At 70.6% G+C, this 20,672-nt stretch carries 18 protein-coding genes; 15 read left to right on the top strand and 3 right to left on the bottom strand.

Features of this window, described 5'->3' with window-relative positions; all coding sequences use genetic code 11:
* Nucleotide 1: 1 nt before the first annotated feature.
* Nucleotides 2-1,768, bottom strand: coding sequence for a GAF domain-containing sensor histidine kinase (locus tag DVS28_RS18600; protein ID WP_164710747.1), 1,767 nt, complete (start codon nucleotides 1,766-1,768; stop codon nucleotides 2-4).
* A gap of 187 nt (nucleotides 1,769-1,955) precedes the next feature.
* On the opposite strand from DVS28_RS18600, the gene DVS28_RS18595 reads away from it, so the two are divergent.
* The 12 genes from DVS28_RS18595 (at nucleotide 1,956) to DVS28_RS18540 (ending at nucleotide 16,380) form a co-directional block, all read left to right on the top strand.
* Nucleotides 1,956-2,318 (top strand): response regulator, encoded by a 363-nt coding sequence (locus DVS28_RS18595; protein ID WP_114592798.1) that lies wholly within the window; start codon nucleotides 1,956-1,958, stop codon nucleotides 2,316-2,318.
* Nucleotides 2,319-2,376: 58 nt separating this feature from the next.
* Nucleotides 2,377-3,993 (top strand): arginine--tRNA ligase, encoded by a 1,617-nt coding sequence (gene argS / locus DVS28_RS18590; protein ID WP_114592797.1) that lies wholly within the window; start codon nucleotides 2,377-2,379, stop codon nucleotides 3,991-3,993.
* 31 nt (nucleotides 3,994-4,024) lie between these two features.
* A complete protein-coding gene (lysA, locus tag DVS28_RS18585) occupies nucleotides 4,025-5,299 on the top strand; it encodes a diaminopimelate decarboxylase (protein WP_114592796.1) in 1,275 nt (424 codons plus the stop codon).
* A gap of 22 nt (nucleotides 5,300-5,321) precedes the next feature.
* The gene (locus DVS28_RS18580) at nucleotides 5,322-6,626 is read left to right on the top strand and encodes a homoserine dehydrogenase (RefSeq protein WP_114592795.1); all 1,305 of its coding nucleotides are present in this window, start codon (nucleotides 5,322-5,324) and stop codon (nucleotides 6,624-6,626) included.
* 70 nt (nucleotides 6,627-6,696) lie between these two features.
* On the top strand, nucleotides 6,697-7,671 hold the full coding sequence (thrB, locus tag DVS28_RS18575) for a homoserine kinase (RefSeq protein WP_164710746.1): 975 nt from the start codon (nucleotides 6,697-6,699) through the stop codon (nucleotides 7,669-7,671).
* A 219-nt stretch (nucleotides 7,672-7,890) separates the two neighbouring features.
* Nucleotides 7,891-9,894, top strand: a complete 2,004-nt coding sequence (rho, locus tag DVS28_RS18570) for a transcription termination factor Rho (RefSeq protein ID WP_114592793.1) — start codon at nucleotides 7,891-7,893, stop codon at nucleotides 9,892-9,894.
* A 17-nt stretch (nucleotides 9,895-9,911) separates the two neighbouring features.
* Nucleotides 9,912-10,997 carry a DUF1385 domain-containing protein gene (locus DVS28_RS18565; protein WP_114592792.1) on the top strand — a complete coding sequence of 362 codons (1,086 nt, stop codon included), beginning with the start codon at nucleotides 9,912-9,914 and terminating at the stop codon, nucleotides 10,995-10,997.
* 13 nt (nucleotides 10,998-11,010) lie between these two features.
* A complete protein-coding gene (prfA, locus tag DVS28_RS18560; protein ID WP_281273483.1) occupies nucleotides 11,011-12,099 on the top strand; it encodes a peptide chain release factor 1 in 1,089 nt (362 codons plus the stop codon).
* A gap of 398 nt (nucleotides 12,100-12,497) precedes the next feature.
* Nucleotides 12,498-13,385, top strand: coding sequence for a hypothetical protein (locus DVS28_RS18555; RefSeq protein ID WP_164710745.1), 888 nt, complete (start codon nucleotides 12,498-12,500; stop codon nucleotides 13,383-13,385).
* A 391-nt stretch (nucleotides 13,386-13,776) separates the two neighbouring features.
* Complete coding sequence (gene wrbA / locus DVS28_RS18550; protein ID WP_114592790.1) at nucleotides 13,777-14,388, top strand: NAD(P)H:quinone oxidoreductase; 612 nt, start codon at nucleotides 13,777-13,779, stop codon at nucleotides 14,386-14,388.
* A gap of 155 nt (nucleotides 14,389-14,543) precedes the next feature.
* Entirely contained in the window at nucleotides 14,544-15,380 is an 837-nt protein-coding gene (locus DVS28_RS18545) for a N5-glutamine methyltransferase family protein (protein WP_114592789.1), read from the top strand.
* Between the two features lie 43 nt (nucleotides 15,381-15,423).
* A complete protein-coding gene (locus tag DVS28_RS18540) occupies nucleotides 15,424-16,380 on the top strand; it encodes an L-threonylcarbamoyladenylate synthase (RefSeq protein ID WP_114592788.1) in 957 nt (318 codons plus the stop codon).
* On the opposite strand, the gene DVS28_RS18535 is transcribed toward DVS28_RS18540, so the two are convergent.
* Nucleotides 16,377-17,144, bottom strand: a complete 768-nt coding sequence (locus tag DVS28_RS18535; RefSeq protein WP_114592787.1) for an SDR family oxidoreductase — start codon at nucleotides 17,142-17,144, stop codon at nucleotides 16,377-16,379. The genes DVS28_RS18540 and DVS28_RS18535 overlap by 4 nt on opposite strands.
* Nucleotides 17,145-17,362: 218 nt before the next feature.
* On the opposite strand from DVS28_RS18535, the gene DVS28_RS18530 reads away from it, so the two are divergent.
* Nucleotides 17,363-18,502, top strand: coding sequence for a glutathione-independent formaldehyde dehydrogenase (locus DVS28_RS18530; RefSeq protein WP_114592786.1), 1,140 nt, complete (start codon nucleotides 17,363-17,365; stop codon nucleotides 18,500-18,502).
* A gap of 51 nt (nucleotides 18,503-18,553) precedes the next feature.
* Nucleotides 18,554-19,009 (top strand): ribose 5-phosphate isomerase B, encoded by a 456-nt coding sequence (gene rpiB, locus DVS28_RS18525; RefSeq protein WP_114592785.1) that lies wholly within the window; start codon nucleotides 18,554-18,556, stop codon nucleotides 19,007-19,009.
* 68 nt (nucleotides 19,010-19,077) lie between these two features.
* On the opposite strand, the gene DVS28_RS18520 is transcribed toward rpiB, so the two are convergent.
* Nucleotides 19,078-19,737, bottom strand: coding sequence for a TetR/AcrR family transcriptional regulator (locus tag DVS28_RS18520; protein WP_114592784.1), 660 nt, complete (start codon nucleotides 19,735-19,737; stop codon nucleotides 19,078-19,080).
* 85 nt (nucleotides 19,738-19,822) lie between these two features.
* Between DVS28_RS18520 and DVS28_RS18515 the strand changes: the two genes are divergently transcribed.
* A complete protein-coding gene (locus tag DVS28_RS18515) occupies nucleotides 19,823-20,662 on the top strand; it encodes an alpha/beta fold hydrolase (protein WP_114592783.1) in 840 nt (279 codons plus the stop codon).
* The last annotated feature ends 10 nt before the right edge of the window (nucleotides 20,663-20,672 follow it).

Below are 20,672 nucleotides of genomic sequence, written 5' to 3'. Positions count from 1 at the left end.
GTCATACCACGACGTCGGGTGTCCCGGCCGCGTCCGGGTGCTGCAAGCGGACGTCGAACCGGGCGCCTCCGTGGTCTGCCGGCCGGTAGGAAACCGACCCGCCGAAGCGTTCGGCGAGCGCCTTGACCAGGCCAAGGCCCAGGCCGGTGCCCCGGGACTCCCGGCCGCGGACGAACCGCTCGAACAGCGTCGGGACCAACGAAGCGGGCACCCCGTCGCCGTTGTCGATCACCGAAAGGGTGACCCCGTCGTCGTCGGAGGTGGTCCGGACGGTGATGTGCGGGCCGCCGTGGCGGTAGGCGTTGGTCAGCAGGTTGCTGACGATCCGTTCGACGTAGCGGCGGTCGGCGGTCACGCGATCGTCGGCACAGGGATCGAGGTCGACGACCGTGCCCTCGGGCGGAGGGGCCGAGGTCAGCGCCGCGTCGACGACCGGCCCGAGCGCCACGGCCTCCAGCACGAGCGGCGACCGGCCCGACTCGATGCTGGCCAGCTCGAGCAGGTTGTTGACCATGTCCATCATCGTGTCGAGCTGCCGAACGGCCATCTGCTCCAGCTGGGTGCGCTGGGCGTCGTTGAGCCCCTTGCGCCCCATCTCCAGGGCCTGCAGCGAGCCGCGGATGGTGACCAGCGGCGTCTTCAGCTCGTGGGCCACGTGGTGCACGAACGCCTCCTTGGCCTCGTCGGCGCTGCGGAGCTCGGCGACGAGGGCACGTTCGCGTTCGTAGGCGTCGGCGTTGGTGACGATCACGGCTGCCTGCGACGCCAGCGCGGTGGCGATCAGCTCGTCGATCTCGGTGAACTCCTGCTCGCCACGCTTGTCGGTCAGGTACAGGTCACCGATGACCCGTCCACGATGGGCAACCGGCACGCCGAGGAAGGACCGCATCACGGGGTGGTCCGCCGGGAAGCCGACGCTGGCCGGGTGCTCGCCGATGTCCTTGAGCCTGATCGCCCGTCCGCCAACCATGACCGCGCGCATGACTCCCCTGCCGACGGGCAGGTCGCCGATCGCCTCGACCAGGCCCGGGTCCATCCCGGTGTGGATGAAGCTGGAGAAGGAGTCGCGCCCCTCGCCCAGCACTCCGAGCCCGACGTAGGTCGCGTCGACGAGGTCGGCCGCGGCGTTGACGATCTGCTGCAGGGCGTGGTCGACACGGCGTTCCGTCGTCAGGACCGTGTTGACCTCGACCAGCCGTTGCAGGCGGTGGGTCAGCTCCCGCTCCTTGTCGTACCGGCTCGACATCTCGATCGCGATGGATGCCTGACCCGCCAGCGCCGTGATCAGCGCCTCGTCGGTGTCGGTGAAGCCCGCCCCGCCTTCCTTGTTGGTCATGTAGAGGTGGCCGAGTACCTCCTCGCCCGAGCGGATGGGCACACCGAGGAAGGACCGCATCGGCGGGTGGTTGGGTGGGAAGCCCTGGCTGGCGGGGTGCAGCGACAGGTCGGGCAGGCGCAGGGCCCGACCCTCCACGATGACCGCACCGAGGATCCCGTGGCCGGTGGGGAGGTTGCCGATCCGTTCGACGGTGGCGGGGTCCATGCCGGTGTGGAGGAAGGCGTCGAGCGTGCGGCCGTCGGGGCCGACGATCCCCAGGGCGGCGTACTCGGCCCCCGAGACGGTCCTCGCGGCCTCGACGATCTGCTCCAGCATCTGCTCTGGGTCGTCCTGGACCCGCGTGATGGCGGTGACCGCATCGACGAGCGCACGCATGCCGGCGACGGACGCCTCAGCGAGGCCCCCGGGCGGCTGGTCCCGTTCCGTCACATGGCGAGTATGCATCTCCGCACGAACAGCGTGTCGAGGGCCGCGCCGTGCCGCGGCTCATGGGACGCGCACGGCCATTCGGTACCCTCCATCCGTCTCCTCCTGCGGGTAGCCTCACCGCGGCATCGCATGACCGGGGGGAACGCCAGGACGAGGACGACGACAAGGACGACACGTGGCACGAGTGATGGCAGTCGATGACGACCACGTCATCAGGGGCCTGCTCGAGGTCAACCTCGAGATGGAGGGCCACGAGGTCATCACCGCCGTGGACGGCCAGGACGCCCTGGACCGTGTTCGCGACGAACGGCCCGACCTGATCCTCCTCGACGTCATGATGCCCAACGTCAACGGCTGGCAGGTTGCGGAGACCCTCAAGAACGACCCGGAGACCCGCAACATCCCGATCGTGTTCCTGTCGGCCCGGGCCATGGAGGCTGACGTGCGAAAGGGCACCGACCTCGGGGTGCAGGCCTACGTGACCAAGCCGTTCGACCCCATCGACCTGATGGACCTGGTCAACCGCCTCATCGCCGAGCGCTCCGCCTAGCGCCGTCCGGCTGCCGGGTGGTCCGGGAGGGCTGGCCGGGCTGGCTACGCTGTCGGGGATGATCGGACCCGAACAGCTCGCGACCGCCGTGGCCAAGGCCCTGGCCGACGCCGGACTTCCCGAACGCACGCCCACCTTCGAGCGGCCCAAGAACCGTGATCACGGTGACTGGTCGACCAACGTCGCGCTGACGCTGGCCAAGCCGGTCGGCCGTCCGCCACGCGACATCGCCCAGACGATCGTGGACACCCTCGGCGACATCGACGGGGTCGACGGGGTCGAGCTGGCCGGTCCGGGCTTCATCAACTTCCGCCTGGCCCAGGACGCGTTCGGGGCAATCGTGCGGGCGGTCGTCGAGGCCGGCGTGGACGGCTGGGGACGGTCCACCAGCGGCATCGGACGCAGCGCCAACATCGAGTTCGTCTCCGCCAACCCCACCGGCCCGCTCCACGTCGGGCACGGTCGTTGGGTGGCGATGGGTGACGCGCTGGCCAACGTGCTCGAGGCCACCGGGTGGTCGGTGACGCGCGAGTACTACCTCAACGACGCCGGCAACCAGATCACCCTGCTCGGGTCGTCGGTGGCTGCTCGCATGCGCGGGGAGGAGGTGCCCGAGGACGGCTACCGGGGTGCCTACATCACCGAAATCGCCGAGCAGCTGACCGCGGCTGGCGTGGACCCCGACGACACCGCCGATGTCGTCGCCAGGTCGGTCGCGGCCATGACCGACCAGATCCGCGCGACCATGGAGTCCATCGGCATCCACATCGACGTGTGGTTCTCCGAGAAGACCCTGCATGCCGGCGGCGCGATCGACGACACGATCGGGTCCCTCCGCGATCGCGGCCACGCCTACGACGCCGACGGTGCCGTGTGGCTGCGGACCTCCGACTTCGGCGACGACAAGGACCGCGTGCTGGTCAAGGCCGACGGGGCGAAGACCTACTTCGCTGCCGACACGGCCTACCTGGCCGACAAGGTGGCCCGCGGCTTCGACCTGGCCATCTACCTGCTGGGCGCCGACCACCACGGGTACGTGGGTCGCCTGCACGCCATCGCCCGTGCCGAGGGCGTTCCCGACGGGGTTGTGGAGGTCATCATCGGGCAGCTCGTCAACCTGCTGCGCGACGGCGAACCGGTGCGGATGGGCAAGCGCTCCGGCAACTTCGTCACCCTCGACGAGCTGGTGGAGGAGGTCGGCGCCGACGCCACCCGCTACACCTTCCTGCGGTCGTCGATGGACACGCCACAGGACTTCGACATCGCCCGGGTCGTCAGCGAGGACAAGGCCAACCCGGTCCACTACATCAACTACTCCTACGCCCGCATCGCCGGGATCGGGCGCAAGGCCGTCGAGGTCGACTTCGACGCCGGTTCGGTCGAGGACGCCGACCTGACGCTGCTGACCCACGACACCGAGCAGGAGCTGATCCGTCGCATCGACGCGTTCGGCGAGACGGTGGAACGGGCAGCGGCCGACCGGGCGCCCCACCGCGTGGCCCGCTACGCCGAGGACGTCGCCGACGCGTTCCACCGCTTCTACACCGAGTGCCAGGTCATCGACGCCGAGGCGCCGGAGCTGTCGGTCGCACGGTTCTGGCTGTGCGAGGCCGCACGGATCACCGTCTCGGCCGCGCTCGGCATCCTGGGTGTGACGCCGCGGGAGCGCATGTGAGCGCTATGTCCTTGGCGACGGTGCTGACATCGTGAGCGCACCGCTGCCGTTCCACCTGCTGCCCGACAACGCCACCGTGGGGGACAGGGGACAGCTCGTCATCGGCGGCTGCGACCTGCTGGACCTCGCCGAGGAGTTCGGCACCCCGCTGTTCGTCTACGACGAGGACCACCTGCGTGCCCGGGCCCGCGAGGCCGTCGCGGCGTTCGGCGACCACGCGACCTACGCCTCCAAGGCGTTCCTGTGCCGCGCGATGGCCCGCCTCGTGCACGAGGAAGGCATGTCCATCGACGTCGCGACGGGCGGCGAGATGGCCGTGGCCCTGGCCGCCGACGTGCCCGCCGGCCGGCTGCACCTGCACGGCAACAACAAGTCCGGCGACGAGCTCCGGGAGGCCATGGCGGCCGGCGTCGGGCGGATCATCGTGGACTCCTTCGACGAGATGGACCGAATCGAGGCGCTCGTGGCCGCCGGGTCCCCCGCCCCGCGGGTCCTGCTGCGCGTCACCCCCGGCGTGAAGGCCGAGACCCACGAGTTCGTCGCCACCGGCCAGGACGACTCCAAGTTCGGCTTCACCGTCGCCACCGGGGTCGCGCTGGAGGCGGTCCGGCGGGCCGAGGCCAGCGATGCCATGGACCTGGTCGGCATCCACTGCCACATCGGCTCGCAGGTGTTCGAGGCCGAGTCCTTCGCCAAGGCGCTGGCGGTCCTCGCGACCTTCACCGCTCCGCTGGACCTGCCCGAGCTGGTCATCGGCGGCGGGCTGGGCGTGCCGTACGTGACCGGGGAACAGGCGCCGAGCATCAGCGACTGGGCTGCCGAGCTGACGTCGGCTGCCGCGTCGCTGGGCATCACCGCGACCCTGGGCATCGAACCGGGCCGCGCCATCGCCGCTGCTGCCGCCGTCACCCTCTACACCGTCGGCACCGTCAAGCCGCTGGAGGGCATCCGGACCTACGTTGCCGTCGACGGCGGCATGAGCGACAACCCTCGTCCGGTCCTGTACGGCAGCGGCTACGAGACCTTCCTCCCGCGTGCGGTCGAGGCCGAGCGGCCCCAGCAGGTTCGGGTGGTCGGCAAGCACTGCGAGTCCGGCGACATCCTCGTGCGGGACGCGCAGGTGCCGTCCGACCTGGCCGTCGGCGACGTCCTGGCCACCCCGGTGACCGGCGCTTACGGCCACTCGATGGGGTCCAACTACAACAAGGTCCTGCGCCCGCCCGTGGTGTTCGTCCGCGACGGCGACGCCCGCCTGGTGGTCCGCCGCGAGACCCCCGAGGACCTGCTGCGCACCGACGTGGGCTGACCGCGACGTAGCATCTGGCCGCATGGCACACGACCCGTCCAACACCCAGCGCACCCTGACCGTCGGCCTGCTCGGCCTCGGCGTCGTCGGAAGCGGCGTCGCGACGCTCCTGCGTGACCACGCCGACGAGATCGCCGGCCGCGTCGGCGCGCGGCTCGAGATCGGGCCGGTCGTGGTGCGTGACGTCAACAAGTCGCGCGATGTCGACGTGGCCGTCACCGACGACGTCTCCACGGTCGTCGGTGCCGAGGGCGTCGACATCGTCGTGGAGGTCATGGGCGGGATCGACCCGGCCCGTGAGCTGCTGACGCGGGCGCTCAAGGCCGGTCAGAGCGTGGTGACGGCCAACAAGGAGCTGATTTCCACCCACGGCGCCGAGCTGCTGACCGCTGCACAGGAGCACTCCGTCCGCCTGGAGTACGAGGCCGCCGTTGCCGGCGCCATCCCGATCATCAAGCCGATGCGTGAGTCGCTGGCGGGGGACCGGGTCCGCAAGGTGCTCGGCATCCTCAACGGCACCACCAACTACATCCTCACCCGCATGACGGAGGAAGGCGCCGAGCTCGCGCCCGTCCTGGCCGACGCACAGGCCCTCGGCTACGCCGAAGCCGACCCCACCGCTGACGTCGGTGGCCACGACGCCGCCGCCAAGGCCGCGATCCTCGCGAGCCTCGCCTTCGACGCCCACGTCGTCCGCGACGACGTCTACACCGAGGGCATCATGTCGGTCACCGCGACCGACATCGCCAACGCCAAGCGCATGGGCTACGTCATCAAGCTGCTCGGGATCGCCGAGGAGCACGAGGACGCCAGCATCGGCGTGCGCGTCCACCCGGCGTGGATCCCGACGTCGCACCCGCTGGCGTCCATCCGCGAGGCCTACAACGCGATCTTCGTGGAGGCCGACGCGGCCGGCGACCTGATGTTCTACGGCCGTGGCGCCGGATCGCTGCCGACGGCCTCGGCCGTCGTCGGAGACGTCGTCACCGCCGCCCGGGCGATGCTGGCGGGGGAGCGGCTGCCGTCGGTCGCCGTGGCCGACAAGCCGATCCGTCCGGTCGACGAGGAGATCGTGCAGTACTACCTGCTGCTCGACGTGGCCGACGAGGCGGGGGTCCTGTCCCGCGTGGCCGCGACCTTCGGCGACCACGACGTGTCGATCAAGAGCGTGTGGCAGGAGGGCGAGGGCGACCAGGCCCAGCTGCTCCTCATCACCCACGCAGCCCGCGAGGGCAACGTCCGGGCGTGCGTGGAGGCGCTCAAGGACCTCAGCGACGTCAACGCCATCGCGTCGTCGATGCGCGTGGAGGACCGCCGCGAGGGCTGACCGCCGAGGGCAGCCCGACAGCCGGCTGCCGCACTAGGCCCCAGGCGATGGGGCGGTACGAGGAGTGAGCGTGACCGAAGCCGACCACACCGTTGCGACGGTGGCCGACACCGTCAGGGCCGTCGACATCGACGCCGACCTCGATGGACGGTCGGTGATCGCGGTCGTGGAGGTGCCGGCCACGTCGGCCAATCTCGGTCCCGGCTACGACGCGCTCGGCGTGGCGCTCGACGTGCCGATGCTGGCCGTCGCCAGGGAACCGGGACCCCAACGGGTCACCTCCCACGGCCTGGGTGCCGGTGAGCTGCCGACCGGTGAGGACAACCTCGTCTGGCGTGCCGTGGTGGCCTGGTGCGAACGCGTCGGCGCCGCGGTCCCCGACGTCTCCATCGACGTGCACAGCGCCATCCCGCTGGAGCGGGGCATGGGATCCTCCTCCGCAGCCGCGGTTGCCGGGCTGGCGCTCGGCCGCGCGCTGGTCGGGGGGCCCGGAGGCAACGCCGACGTGCTGGAGCTGGCCACGCAGCTGGAGGGACACCCCGACAACGCCGCTGCGGCCATCGCCGGTGGCCTCGTGGCGTGCCTGCCCGAGGGCGGGTTCCAGCGGGTCACCCCGGACCCGGGGCTCGTCCCTGTCCTGCTGATCCCCACGACCCGGCAGAACACCGGGCACGCTCGGGGGGTGCTGCCCGTCGAGGTGCCGTTGCAGGTCGCCGCGGCCAACGGTGCCCGCGCGGTCGCGACCTTCGCGGGGTTGGCCGGGCTGCTCCCGCTGCGCGCCGATGCGATGGTCGACGAGCTGCACGAACCCCCTCGCCTGGCCATCATGACAACGAGCGGACAGCTGGTCGCCGGCCTCCGCGACGCGGGTGTGCCCGCGGCGCTGTCGGGGGCGGGGCCGTCGGTGCTGGCGCTGCTGGACGACCCCTCCCGGCTGACGCTTGTGACCGACGTCGTCGATGCCGTCGACGGGGCCGTCGAGGTGCTCGTGGCCAGGTGGAACCTGGCCGGCGCGCGTGTGCTCCGGGCGCCGGTACCGGCCTGAGTCTCGACGGGCAACCTTGTTGCCGTCCCTCGGCGACCGGTATGCTTCGTCAAGCGGCGAGCCGGGACGCCGCACTCCAGCAGAGCTGGATCGCCGAGGGTTCCCTCGCTCCACACTTGTTCCCGACGACCATCTCGACCCGCATGCGTGGGTCGACACGCCAATGGGGTGACGTGATCGAGACGTCGCCCAGTGCCTGAGAACCACACAGGAGAGGGCATGGATCGCAGCGTCCTGGCTCGCAAGCCCATGACCGAGCTGAAGGACATCGCCTCGCATCTCAACATGCGCGGGTTCCAGAAGCTTCGCAAGGCCGAGCTGATCGACGCGATCGTCGAATCGGCCACCGGCCAGGCAGCCGCGTCCACGAACGGCGCGGCCGACACGACCGAGGTCGACGACGCCGACGCCGATCGGACGCGTTCGCGCACCCGAACCCGCGCTCGTGACACCGAGGGCCAGTCCGGCGAGGACGCGGCCTCCGACGCCGCACCTGCTGGCGAGGACGCCGCTGCGCGGGCGGCGAGGGAGGAGACGGCCCGCAAGGTGCTGCCCCCCAGCGCTCGCCAGTCCGACGCAGGCGGCGACAGCGGCTCCGAGAAGGGGCAGGCGGACAAGAAGTCCGCGGAGAAGTCGCAGCCGGAGGAGCGCACCCGCTCCCGCGAGCGCAACACGTCCCGTGGTGCCAACCGCAGCGGCGACAACGGCAACAACCGCGCCCGGGGTGGCAAGTCGGACGGCAACCGTGACGGTGGCCGTGATTCCGGTGGTGGTCGTGACAGTGGCGGTCGTGACGGTGGCGGCCGTGACGGTGGCGGCCGTGACAGTGGCGGCCGTGACAGTGGCGGCCGTGATTCCGGTCGTGACAGCGGGGGTCGTGACAGCGGTCGCGACAGCAACGCCGGCGGCAAGGGCGAGGACCGGCCACGCGACGGTGGCCGCAAGGACGACGACCGCGGCCGTTCCGACGCCCCCCGGTCCGACAACGACTCCTCCAACGACGATGACGACGACGACGATGACGACGCGGCGAACCGCAAGCGTCGCAGCCGTCGGGACCGTCGCAAGCGCAACCGCGAGCGTGCCCAGCAGGAGAACCAGCAGGGCGGCAGCGGCGGCGGGGGCGGCAACGAGCCCGGAGAGGTCAGGGCCGGCGTGCTCGACATCCTCCCCGAGGGCTACGGGTTCCTCCGCACGACCGGCTACACCCCCGGCGACCGCGACGTCTACGTCTCCCAGGGGCAGATCCGCAAGCACGGGCTGCGCCGCGGCGACGTCGTGCAGGGTCCCATCCGCCAGCAGCGCAACAACGAGAAGGTGCCCGCGCTGCACCACGTGCAGAAGGTCAACGGCGGCGAGCTCGAGGGCGGACAGGTGCCCGAGCGGCCCGACTTCCGCGACCTCGTGCCGGTCTACCCCAGCGAGCAGCTGCGCCTCGAGACCGAGAAGGCCCCGACGGTCCTGCGTGCCATCGACCTGCTCGCCCCGATCGGCCGGGGCCAGCGTGCCCTCCTCGTGGCGCCGCCGGCGGCCGGCCGGACCGACACCCTCAAGGGCATCGGCCAGGCGATCGCCACCAACGCCCCCGAGGCCCACCTGATGGTCCTGCTGATCGACGAGCGTCCCGAGGACGTCACCGACGTGAAGCGCGCCATCCCCGGTGAGGTCATCGCCAGCACCTTCGACCGGCCGGTCGAGGACCACACCCAGGTCGCGGAGCTCGCCATGGAGCGTGCCCGTCGGCTGGTCGAGCTCGGCCACGACGTCGTTGTGCTCGTCGACTCGCTGACGCGCCTGACCCGTGCCTACGGCAGCGGGGGCATCGACGCCACGTCGCTGTACCCGGCCAAGCGGTTCTTCGGCAGCGCCCGCAAGATCGAGGACGGCGGCTCGCTGACCATCGTGGCGGCCATGCTGACCGGCGACGGCAGCGCGGTCGACGAGGCCATCCTCGAGGAGTTCCTCGGGACGGCCAACGCGGTCATCCATCTCGACGGCGACGTGGCCCCGCACCTGCGACCCGTCGTGCGGCCCGACACCTCCGCCACCCGCCGCGAGGAGCTCCTCGTCGACGACGAGACCCTCCAGGCGATCTGGGCGGTCCGCAAGCGCCTGGCCGACCTGCCCCACGACGAGGCTGCGCGCACGATCGCCAGCGACCTCGAGGGCACCCTGGACAACGCTACCTACCTTGCCGGTGCCGGGGGTTCCAGCACACGGTGAGCGACACTGAGCAGGACATGAGCGACCACACCAGCAGCAAGACCCCGCACCAGCACTTCTATGGCGGCCAGGCCGTCATGGAGGGCGTGATGATGCGGGGCCAGAAGACATGGGCGGTCGCCGTCCGTCGTCCCGACGGGACGATCTACCTCGAGCGGCACCCCGTCAGCGACCTGCCCCAGCGCAAGCCGATCTGGACCAAGCCCATGCTTCGCGGCATGTGGGGCCTGGTCGACGCGCTGACCATCGGCACCCGGGCGCTGACGATCTCCGCCAACGCGGCGGTCGACGACGAGGAGCAGCTGTCCAAGGGCGAGATGGGCGGATCCCTCGCGATCGCCCTGCTGGCCTTCGTCGGCATCTTCATCGTGCTGCCCAACCTCGGGCTGGCCGCGGTGGAGGAACCGCTGGGCGGTGGTGACTCGATCACCTTCCACCTGGTCGAGGGCGTGGTGCGCCTGGGCATCTTCCTGCTGTACCTCGGCGGCATCTCGATGCTCAGCGACATCCGGCGGGTGTTCCAGTACCACGGCGGCGAGCACAAGACGATCCTCGCCTGGGAGCACGACGAGCCGCTCCGGGCCGGGGCGATCCAGCCCTACTCCACCAAGCACCCCCGCTGCGGGACCAACTTCCTGCTGATCGTGATGCTGCTGGCGATCGTGATCTACACCACCGCCGGCATCATCTTCCCCTCGCCGGAGGGGGCCAACTTCATGGCCTTCCTCGGCTACCAGGTCGCCCTGCGCGTGATCCTGCTGCCGGTGGTGGCTGGCCTGGCCTACGAGGTCCTGCGCCTCGGGGCCGACCAGACCAACCCGGTGATGCGGGCGCTGGCCACCCCCGGCCTGTGGCTGCAGAAGATCACCACCAAGGAGCCCGACGACGAGCAGGTCGAGGTCGCCATCCGCGCCTTCGAGGCCGTCGTCCCCACCGCCCACCTGGCCGGACGCACGACCGACCTTCCCTCCCCCGTGGTGTGGGGGCCGGACACGACGACCGAGGTCGTCGGCCTGCCCCGCGACGAGGCCGTCGTGCCGCCGCCCCCTGGCGTGGACGCGGTCGACGACTCCGGGGTCGACCCCGGCTCGACGATCGCCTGAGCGGGGCCGCGACATGATCGACGATTCGATGCGTCAGCGTCTCGAGGAGCTCGTGGCCACCCACGCCGAGCTCGAGATGGACATGACCGACCCGGCGGTGCTCGGTGACCAGGAGCGCTACACCTCCACCGCCAAGCGGCACGCCGAGCTGAACGAGGTCGTCAAGGTCTATGCGCGGTACCAGCAGCTGCTGGAGGACGCCGGGGCGGCCGAGGAGCTCGCCGAGCTCAGCGACGGCGCCGAGGGCGACAGCATGCTCGCCGAGGCCAAGGCCAACCGTGCGCAGGCCGAGGGCATGGAGGGCCAGCTGAAGGTCCTCCTGCTGCCCAAGGACCCGATGGACGACAAGAACGTCATCCTCGAGATCCGGGCCGGCGCCGGTGGTGACGAGGCCGGGCTGTTCGCTGCGGAGCTCGAGCGCATGTACACCCGGTACGCGGAGGGGCGTCGCTGGAAGGTCGCCCGGCTGAGCGTGTCGGAGAACGACGTCGGCGGGGTCAAGGAAGTCACCTTCGAGGTCAACGGGACCGGTGCCTACTCGGTGCTGAAGCACGAGTCGGGGGTCCACCGCGTGCAACGCGTCCCCCAGACCGAGTCGGGCGGCCGCATCCACACCTCCACCGCGTCGGTTGCCGTGATGCCCGAGGCCGAGGACGTCGACGTCCACATCGACCCGTCGGACCTGAAGATCGACGTGTACCGGTCGTCGGGGCCCGGTGGGCAGTCGGTCAACACGACGGACTCCGCCGTGCGGATCACCCACGTGCCGACCGGCGTGGTCGTCGCGATGCAGGACGAGAAGAGCCAGCTGCAGAACAAGGAGAAGGCGCTGCGCGTCCTCAAGGCCCGCCTGCTGCAGGCCGAGAAGGACCGCATGGCCGCCGAACGCGCCGACGCCCGCGCCAGCCAGATCGGCACCGGCGACCGGTCGGAGAAGATCCGGACCTACAACTTCCCGGACTCCCGCGTGGCCGACCACCGCATCGGCTTCAAGACCAACGACCTCTCCGGCGTCCTCGAGGGCAAGCTCGACGAGCTCTTCGACGCCCTCATCCGCCAGGAACAGGCCCAGAAGCTCCAGGCCCTCACCGAAGACGCCTGACCCCCGGACCCCGTCGTCGGCCCGCCCCCCGGTTCGGTTCGTCGGTCGGGCTGCGGGCCCGCCCACGGTCGGGACCCCGGTTCCGACGGATTCGCCTCACGGCGTGACGGTTTCGCCTCACCCAAAGGCCGCTGGAGCCCGGAGTTGCGCCGTTCAGCCGACGGAATCGCCTCACCGAGCCCGCCTGTGCCGCCCGGCTGAGGCGAATCCGTCCGTGACGCCGGAGTTGTCCACAGCTGGGTCACACTTCGAGCGTGATCCGCGGCGCGGAGCCGGCATGGTGATCGGACGTGTTGCCCGACCCCATCTCCGACCTGACGGCCCGCCACCCGGCCGGTCTTTTCTGTCGCAAGCAAGCGTTCAGGGCTGGGTTCAACGACGGGGCCATCCATCGCTGGGTGACCGCCGAGCTGATCACGAGGCTTGCGCCGGGTTGGTATCGCGACGAACTCCGGACGCGACATCCCCTCGAACGGCAGCACCTGGCCGAGGGGTATTTCGCGCGGTCCCGCAAGATGCCCGTCCCACTCGTCAGCGGCACTGCTGCGCTCGAGGTCCTTGGCGCGATCCAACCGCAGGAGACACCTCCCACCGTTCTCATTCCTTGGGCCAGCCGGGTACGTGTCAGGACCGAGCCCTTCTTGGTCAAGCAGGTCCACCACCTCGATGCCGTCGGCCACAGCCGGGTCAGAGGTATCCGGATTGCCGAGCCGGCTCGGGCGCTTGCCGACGCACTCGTGGTCGAGTGCCTGCCGCCCGAACAGGTTGCGCATCACGCCTACCTCACCATGAACGCCCTACGCCTGAGAGTCGGAGACCTCGTCAGACGCTGGAAAGAGCTGGGCGACCGTGGGTCGCTGCGCATGCTAGAGCTGGCGAGCCAGGGACTCCTTGACGTGGAGAGCCCGGCGGAGTGGGCGCTGTTCTCGGATGTCTTCGGCCGGTTCCCGCCGGCGCCAGATGCGCAGGTGCAGATCACGGATCGGTTCCGCGCCGACTTCGCCTACGTCTTCGCCGCGCTCGTCCTCGAGTACCAGAGCGAGCTCTACCACGCGGACCGCATCGATGAGGACGGGCTTCGCAACGCCGATTTCCGCAGGAGAGGGTGGGACTCCTTGGCGATCACGAAGTCGATGCTGAACGACCCTGCCGGGACGGCGGAGCTGGTCCACGGGATCCGCTTGGAACGCGAGATGCTGGTCAAGGAGGGCCTGATCCGTAGACCCGAGTTGCCTCGCCAGCAAGGGAGGAGGACACCCCTCCGGACCCTTGTCCCGCTTGGCTGACCGGCTCGCTTCACCGCTCGAGAGGCTCGCGACGTGTCCGGGAGTTCAAACGCATTCGGCCGGCCAGAGCGACGGAATCGCCTCATCGGACGGGGGATCCAGGGTCGGCTGCGGCGATTCCATCGCCAGACCTCCGTGTTCGACGAAGAACGTGTGGAGCACGTGAGGCGATTCCGTCGCGTGGCGAGGCAAATCCGTCAGGTGGGGATCCGCAGCCGGAGTCGATTCCATCCCGGGGGCCACCCCAGCGGGCCAGGCTGGAAGCCGGTGAGGGCGGGGACGGCGAGTCGGCCACTGGGGTGACAGGGGAGGGGGCGCAACGTTTGCGGATCGGTGTGATCGGCTACCACTCCAACGTACGAACTTGAACCAATATCTCGGAGTCACCCCAATGAGCGCTGACATCGGAATCATCTTCCACTCCATGTACGGACACACCCACGACCTGGCGGAGCAGATCGCCGCTGGCGTCGAGAAGGGGGAGGGGAAGCCGCAGCTGCGGAGGGTTCCCGAGCTGATGAGCGAGGGGCAGCTGGCCGACGCGGGTGCCGCCCAGGCTCAGGACGCGCTGTCGACCGTCCCGCTGGCGACCATCGACGAGCTCGCCGAGTTCGACGGGATCATCTTCGGCTCGCCGACGCGCTTCGGGAACCGGACCTCGCAGATGTCGTCGTTCCTGGACCAGACCGGCCCGCTCTGGGCATCCGGTGCCCTCGTCGGCAAGACCGCTGGCTTCTTCACCGGTGCATCGACCATGCACGGCGGGTTCGAGTCGACGATCCTGACGATGTCGACCTTCGCCTACCACCACGGGATGCTCATCGTCCCCATGGGCTACAGCGACGACGCCGCCAGCAAGACCCGCTCGGGTGGTGGCCCCTACGGCCCCTCCCACTGGTCTCCGCAGGGTGAGGAGAAGGACGGCCTGTCGGAGCACGAGATCTCCATCGCCAACTCCTACGGACGTTTCTTCGCCGAGGTCACGGGCAAGCTCGCCGCCTGAGGCGCTCCTCAAACCCAACGAGACGACCGAGGACACAGACCACCACGAGGACCAGTCGTCCGGCCACGACTCGGTCCGCCCCACGCCCCCGGCTCCTCCAGCCGGGGGCGTACCCATGTGCCCTGCCCTGCTCGGGCCGATACCGTGAGCCGGCGATGACCGACCACGACCGGACCGACCCCGCCGAGACCGAAACACCCAGCGGCCCCAAGGCCGGTCTGACGCGGCTCGAGGTGGTCGAGCGGCTGCGCGCCGCCGGGGTACCGAGTCCCGAGGCCGACGCCCGCTGGTTGCTGGAAGGCTTTCCCAGCAACCCTGCCGCCCTCGCCGACGCCGTGATCCGCCGGGAACGCCGCGAGCCCCTCCAGCTGATCCTCGGCACGGCGCCGTTCCGCTGGATCGAGGTGGAGGTGGCAGCTGGCGTGTTCGTGCCTCGACCGGAGACGGAGGTCCTGGCCGGCCTCGCCATCGACCGCCTCACCGACGGGGCGATCGTCATCGAGCCGTGCACGGGCACCGGGGCCATCAGCTGCGCGATCGCCCACGAAACTGGGGCCTCTCGCATCGTGGCAACCGACATCAACCCCCGTGCGGTCGCGCTCGCGAGGCGCAACGCTCGACCTCACCCTCAGGTCGAGGTGCACCACGCCTCGCTCTTCGCCGGGGTCGACCCGAGCCTGCTCGGCACCGTGGACGTCATCGTCTGCAACCCGCCCTACCTCGACCCCAGCCAGATGGCTGCGGTCGACCCGGAGGTGCGGGACCACGACCCCTACGAGGCGCTCGTCGGTGGCGAGTCCGGCTGGGAGGTCATCGCCGACCTGGTCGCCGCCGCCCCCCACTGGCTGCGCCCGGGCGGCTGGATCGTGATCGAGGACGATCCCTCGCGCGTGGACCAGACGGCCCAGGCGCTGGCCCATCACGTCGGATCCTCGTCGGTCGAACCCGACCTGACCGGCCGCGACCGGTTCGCAATGGCCCGACGGGCGTGACCGGGCTGCGCGACCGGCCCGGTCGGCTGGCATCCTCCCTGCTGTGAGCACCATCATCAGCCTGTCCGAGGACCGCGACGGGGCGCTGGCGAAGGCCACCGAGACCCTGCAGGCAGGGTCGGTCGTGGTCCTGCCCGTCGGAGGCGTCTACGCCATCGTGGCCGATGCCTTCCGTACTGCGGCCACGCAGCGGATCTTCGCGGCCCGCCGTCGCAGCCGGGTCACGCCGCTGCCGGTCCTGCTGCGGTCCGAGCGGCAGGTCGGTGCGCTTGCGGGTGACGTCCCGGACTGGGCCGACCGGCTGATGGCCGCCTACTGGCCCGGCGACCTCACCCTGGTGCTGCCCGCAACGGTCGACCTGGCATGGGACCTCGGCAACGCCAAGGGCACCGTGCAGCTGCGCCAGCCGGCCGACGAGTTCGTCCGTGACCTGATCGGCGCCGTCGGCCCCCTGGCCTGCACCGCGGCCAACCGCCTCTCCCAGCCGAGACCCACGACGGTGGAGGAGGCGAAGGCACAGCTCGGCGTCCTGGTTCCCGTCTACCTCGACGGCGGGGAGCTCGACGGACGTGTGTCCACCATCGTCGACGCGACCGGCCCGTCCCCGGTCGTGCACCGCGAGGGCGTCGTGCCCGAGGACCACATCCACCTGGTCGCCTCCGGCGAGCTGGAATGGGGCGAACGCCCCGACCCGTCCATGCTGCCGGTCGATGACCCTACCGAGGCGTCCGACGGTGCCGACGCCGACGAACCGGCAGATACCCCTGCCGGAGACGGCGAGGCTGACTCCGCCGATGCGGTCGCCGAGGCCGAGCTCGTCCAGGAGGTGGAGGGCTCGACACAGGACGAGGTCGAGGACCGAGACCCCGCCCTCGACGAGGCTGCGGTCACCGTGGAGTCCCCGGAGACCGACGACGTCCGGAACCCCGACGACGCCCCCGACGACGCCCCCGACGGCGACGAGGACCGCCCGTCCACCCCCGACGGGCCCGCGACCTAGTCCTTGTCGCCGACGGCGTCGCGATAGGCCTCGTCGCTCTGCGACATCGGGACCATGGCGATCTCCACCATCCCGACCGACGCAGGCGCGGTCAGGGCGTGCAGCACGGCCGCGGCCACGTCCTCGGCCTCCATGCCGACGCCTGCGGCCATCTTCCGGTAGCGCTCGGTCACCGCAGAGTCCGGGCGGTCATCGAAGATCTCGGTGGACACGAACCCGGGCGCCATGGTCGTGACCCGCACTCCGGACTCCTGCAGCTCCATGCGCAGCGCCTCGCTGATGGCGTGCACCGCGAACTTCGTGGCGGAGTAGACCCCACCCTCCGCCGCCGGGATCCGTCGTCCCGACATCGAGGAGATGTTGACGATCGACCCTCCGCCGTCCTTCAGCGCCGGCAGCGCGGCCTGGGTGACCTCCAGCAACCCGAGCACGTTCACGTCGAACATGGCTCGCCAGTCCGACGGATCGGTGTCGGCGATGAGCCCCATCCGTGCGATTCCGGCGGCGTTGACGAGCACGTCCAGACCGCCCAGGGCGTCCACGGCGGAGGCGACGAGGGAGGACGCGCCGTCGGCCGTCACGTCACCGGCGACCGGGACCACACCGTGGGCGTCCGACAGCGCCTCCAGGCGTTCGGCACGGCGGGCGATCCCTGCGACCCGGGCGCCCGCGTCCGCACAGGCGATCGCGATCGCGCGTCCGATGCCCGATGATGCCCCGGTCACGAGCACGCGGCGGTCATGGAGTGGACTGCGGTCGGGCATGGAAAGGGCCTCCGGTCAAGAGCGGTTCGAGGGTCGGGGCGTGTGACGCATCGCGTCCCCCCGACCGAGACCGTAGCCACCGACTTCGTCGCCGAAACCCTCGGGACGACGCAGCCAAGGACTCCGCAACCCCGGTGGCCGGTGGTGTTTCGCCGTGCAGGCAGCGGGAACACGGAATGTCGAGGACAGCCTCGTACAACCACCCCACTGGAGGACCCATGAAGGCAGTTGTCTACCGCGGCGAACGCGACGTCCGGGTCGAGGACGTCGAGGACCCCACGATCGACGCTCCGACCGACGCCATCATCCGCATCACGACCTCGGCGATCTGCGGCTCGGACCTGCACATGTACGAGGGTCGTACCGGCGCCGAACCCGGCATCGTCTTCGGCCACGAGAACATGGGCGTCGTCGAGGAGGTCGGCGCCGGGGTCTCGGACCTGAAGAAGGGCGACCGGGTCGTCCTGCCCTTCAACGTCGCCTGCGGGTTCTGCAGGAACTGCGAGAACAACAAGACCGGCTTCTGCCTGAACGTCAACGAGGGCTTCGCCGGTGGTGCGTACGGCTACGTGTCGATGGGGCCGTGGCGCGGCGGACAGGCGGAGTACCTCAAGGTGCCCTTCGCCGACTTCAACGCGCTGCGCCTGCCCGAGGGGGAGGAGCACGAGCACGACTTCGCGATGCTCGCCGACATCTTCCCCACCGGTTACCACGCAACCGAGCTGGCTGGCGTCGGCCCCGGCGACACCGTCGCGGTGTACGGCGCCGGCCCGGTCGGGCAGATGGCGGCCTACTCCGCTCGTCTCCGCGGGGCCTCGGAGATCTATGTCGTGGACAAGGTCGAGGAACGCCTGCGGTTGGCCGAGGAACACTCCGGCGCCATCCCGGTGAACTTCGCCGAGGTCGACGCCCCCGAGTTCATCCTCGACGCGACCGACGGCGGGACCGACACCGGCATCGACGCCGTCGGCTACCAGGCGCAGAAGCCCGACGGTGAGGACGAGGTGCCCGCGATGATCCTCAACAACCTCGTCACCTCCACCCGCGCGACCGGCCGCCTCGGCGTGGTGGGCCTGTACGTGCCATCCGACCCCGGTGCTCCCACCGAGGAGGCCGCCAACGGCCGCCTGCTGTTCGACATCGGCACCTTCTTCGAGAAGGGCCTGAAGATGGGGACGGGCCAGGCCGACGTCAAGGCACACAACCGCCAGCTGCGGGACCTGATCATCGCCGGCCGTGCGGAGCCGTCGTTCGTGGTCTCCAAGCGTGTTCCGCTGGAGGAGGCCCCCGACGCCTACGCCCGCTTCGACAAGCGCGAGGACGGCTACACCAAGGTCGTGCTCGACCCGGCCGCCTAGCCGATCCGCAGACGACGAGGAGGCCCTGCCGAGCCGGTAGGGTCTCCTGTCATGCGCATCGCCATCGGGGCCGACCACGCCGGCTACGACCTCAAGGAACACCTGAAGACGACCCTCGCCGGCCTCGGCCACGAGGTCGACGACCACGGCACCGACTCCGTCGAGCGGGTCGACTACCCGCCGATCATGGCGTCCGTCGGCCGTGCGGTGGCCAGCGGCCATGCCGACCGCGGCATCGTCCTCGGCGGGTCCGGCCAGGGCGAGCAGATCGCGGCCAACAAGGTGGACGGGATCCGCGCGGCGTTGTGCAACGACCTCTGGACCGCTCGGCTGTCGCGCGAGCACAACGACGCCAACGTCATCGCGATGGGCGCCCGCGTCGTCACGCCCCACATGGCCGACGAGATCCTCGAGCTGTGGCTGACCACCGACTTCGAGGGCGGTCGCCACGAACAGCGGATCGCGCTCATCCACGACATCGAGCGAGCACAGGACGACGTCAGGTAGGCAGGTCCGCCGGAAACCCCGGCTGACCCCTCGACCCGCGGGCAGGAGCGGCCGCGGGTGAGCAGGGCTCAGCGGTGCCCGGCGAGGAACACCCGGACCGCCTCATCGGCCCACTCCTCGAGCTCCGCAGGCGTCCAGGTGCGGTGCGGGCGGGCCATGGCCTCGTTCAGGGGCGTGGAGAGGACCAGCCAGTTGAACGTCCGGGCGGCGACGTCGGGGTCGGGAACCGTCAGCGTCCCGCGGGCGTGCAGCTCGGCGAACCAGCCGGCGAAGAGCTCGAAGGATCGTTCGGGTCCGTTGGTGAACCACTCGTCGGCAAGGGCGGGGAACCGCTCGGCCTCGCCGATCATCATCCGCCGCAGCCGCAGGAGCTCCGGACGCATGACGAGCTGCAGGTGGTGGCGGGCGTAGGTGCGGAGGTCCGCCTCGACGTCCTCGCTGCTCCCGAGGCTGGTGGACAGGGGATGCGCGTTGTCCGGCTGGGCGACGAACTCGGCGACCATCGCCCGGAAGAGGGTCTCCTTGACCCCTTCCTCCTCCCCACGGAAGTGCGCGTACACGGTCTGCCGCGACACCCCGGCGTGCTCGGCGACCTGTTCGAGCGTCGCGCCCTCGAACCCGTGCTGGAGGAAGACCTCGAAGGCTGCGTCGAGCACGGCTCGGCGCTTGCGACGCGACGGCCCCCGAACGCCACGACTCGACCCCGGCGGCTGTGCTTCGGCATCCATGGCCAGCGATTCTAGACACGAATGTCCAATCGGACTAGATTGGACACGAACGTCCAGAAAAGTTGTCCCCCGAGGAGTCCTCGATATGCCATCCACCACCGCCACCGCCCGACCGATGACCGTCGAGGTCGATGGCGCGACCATCGCCGCCACCCTCCGCGGTGACGGGCCGCTCATCGCCCTGCACGCCGCCCCGATGGACTCCCGGTCCTTCGAGGGGCTCGCCGAGGTCCTGGCCGCCGACTGGACGGTCCTGACCGCCGATCCCCGGGGTGTCGCCCGCAGCACCGTCGCCGACCGGACCGCGCACGTCACCCCTGATCAGCGGGCAGCCGACCTCGCCGCCGTCCTGCAGGAGGTGGACGCCGGCCCGGCAACCGTCGTCGGATCCAGCGGTGGCGCGGTCAGCGCCCTCGCGCTGGCCGCGACCCGCCCCGAGCTCCTGGAGGTCGTCGTGGCCCACGAACCGCCCCTGTGCGTGCTCCTGCCCGACGCCCGGGATCTGCGCGTCGGCACCGAGGAGATGGTCCGACGGTTCACCGCGGGCGATCGCGAGGGCTACTGGCGCCTGTTCCTGGACCAGGCGAACATCCACGTACCCGACGAGGTGTTCGCCGGGGTCTTCGGCCAGGAACCGGAGGGGCGCGACGCCGAGGACGAGGCCTTCGGTGTCGAGAACATGCTCGTGGAGACCTCGTTCTGGGAACCGCCGCTGGACCGCCTGCGCAGCTGCGAGGTGCCGATCGTCGTCGGCATCGGTGAGGAGTCGACCGGAGAGCTGTGTGACCGGACCTCGCGTCGCCTCGCCGAGGAGCTCGGCCTCGAGCCCACGATGTTCCCCGGCGGGCACATCGGCTTCACCGACCACGCGGAGGCCTTCGCGAGCGTGTTGCGGGCGGTCGGGCGCAGCGGGCGGGACGACTGACACGGTCCGG

The sequence above is a fragment of the Euzebya pacifica genome, assembly GCF_003344865.1.
GTDB lineage: Bacteria > Actinomycetota > Nitriliruptoria > Euzebyales > Euzebyaceae > Euzebya > Euzebya pacifica.
This window is presented reverse-complemented; position numbering and strand designations above follow the sequence as displayed.

What these genes read in the sequence shown, in the direction of transcription:
- DVS28_RS18595 (WP_114592798.1), top strand. Translation starts at nt 1,956, where the DNA reads ATGGCAGTCGATGACGACCACGTCATCAGGGGCCTGCTCGAGGTCAAC.
- argS (WP_114592797.1), top strand. Translation starts at nt 2,377, where the DNA reads ATGATCGGACCCGAACAGCTCGCGACCGCCGTGGCCAAGGCCCTGGCC.
- DVS28_RS18580 (WP_114592795.1), top strand. Translation starts at nt 5,322, where the DNA reads ATGGCACACGACCCGTCCAACACCCAGCGCACCCTGACCGTCGGCCTG.
- rho (WP_114592793.1), top strand. Translation starts at nt 7,891, where the DNA reads ATGGATCGCAGCGTCCTGGCTCGCAAGCCCATGACCGAGCTGAAGGAC.
- DVS28_RS18565 (WP_114592792.1), top strand. Translation starts at nt 9,912, where the DNA reads ATGAGCGACCACACCAGCAGCAAGACCCCGCACCAGCACTTCTATGGC.
- prfA (WP_281273483.1), top strand. Translation starts at nt 11,011, where the DNA reads ATGATCGACGATTCGATGCGTCAGCGTCTCGAGGAGCTCGTGGCCACC.
- wrbA (WP_114592790.1), top strand. Translation starts at nt 13,777, where the DNA reads ATGAGCGCTGACATCGGAATCATCTTCCACTCCATGTACGGACACACC.
- DVS28_RS18545 (WP_114592789.1), top strand. Translation starts at nt 14,544, where the DNA reads ATGACCGACCACGACCGGACCGACCCCGCCGAGACCGAAACACCCAGC.
- DVS28_RS18535 (WP_114592787.1), bottom strand. Translation starts at nt 17,144, where the DNA reads ATGCCCGACCGCAGTCCACTCCATGACCGCCGCGTGCTCGTGACCGGG.
- DVS28_RS18530 (WP_114592786.1), top strand. Translation starts at nt 17,363, where the DNA reads ATGAAGGCAGTTGTCTACCGCGGCGAACGCGACGTCCGGGTCGAGGAC.
- rpiB (WP_114592785.1), top strand. Translation starts at nt 18,554, where the DNA reads ATGCGCATCGCCATCGGGGCCGACCACGCCGGCTACGACCTCAAGGAA.
- DVS28_RS18520 (WP_114592784.1), bottom strand. Translation starts at nt 19,737, where the DNA reads ATGGATGCCGAAGCACAGCCGCCGGGGTCGAGTCGTGGCGTTCGGGGG.
- DVS28_RS18515 (WP_114592783.1), top strand. Translation starts at nt 19,823, where the DNA reads ATGCCATCCACCACCGCCACCGCCCGACCGATGACCGTCGAGGTCGAT.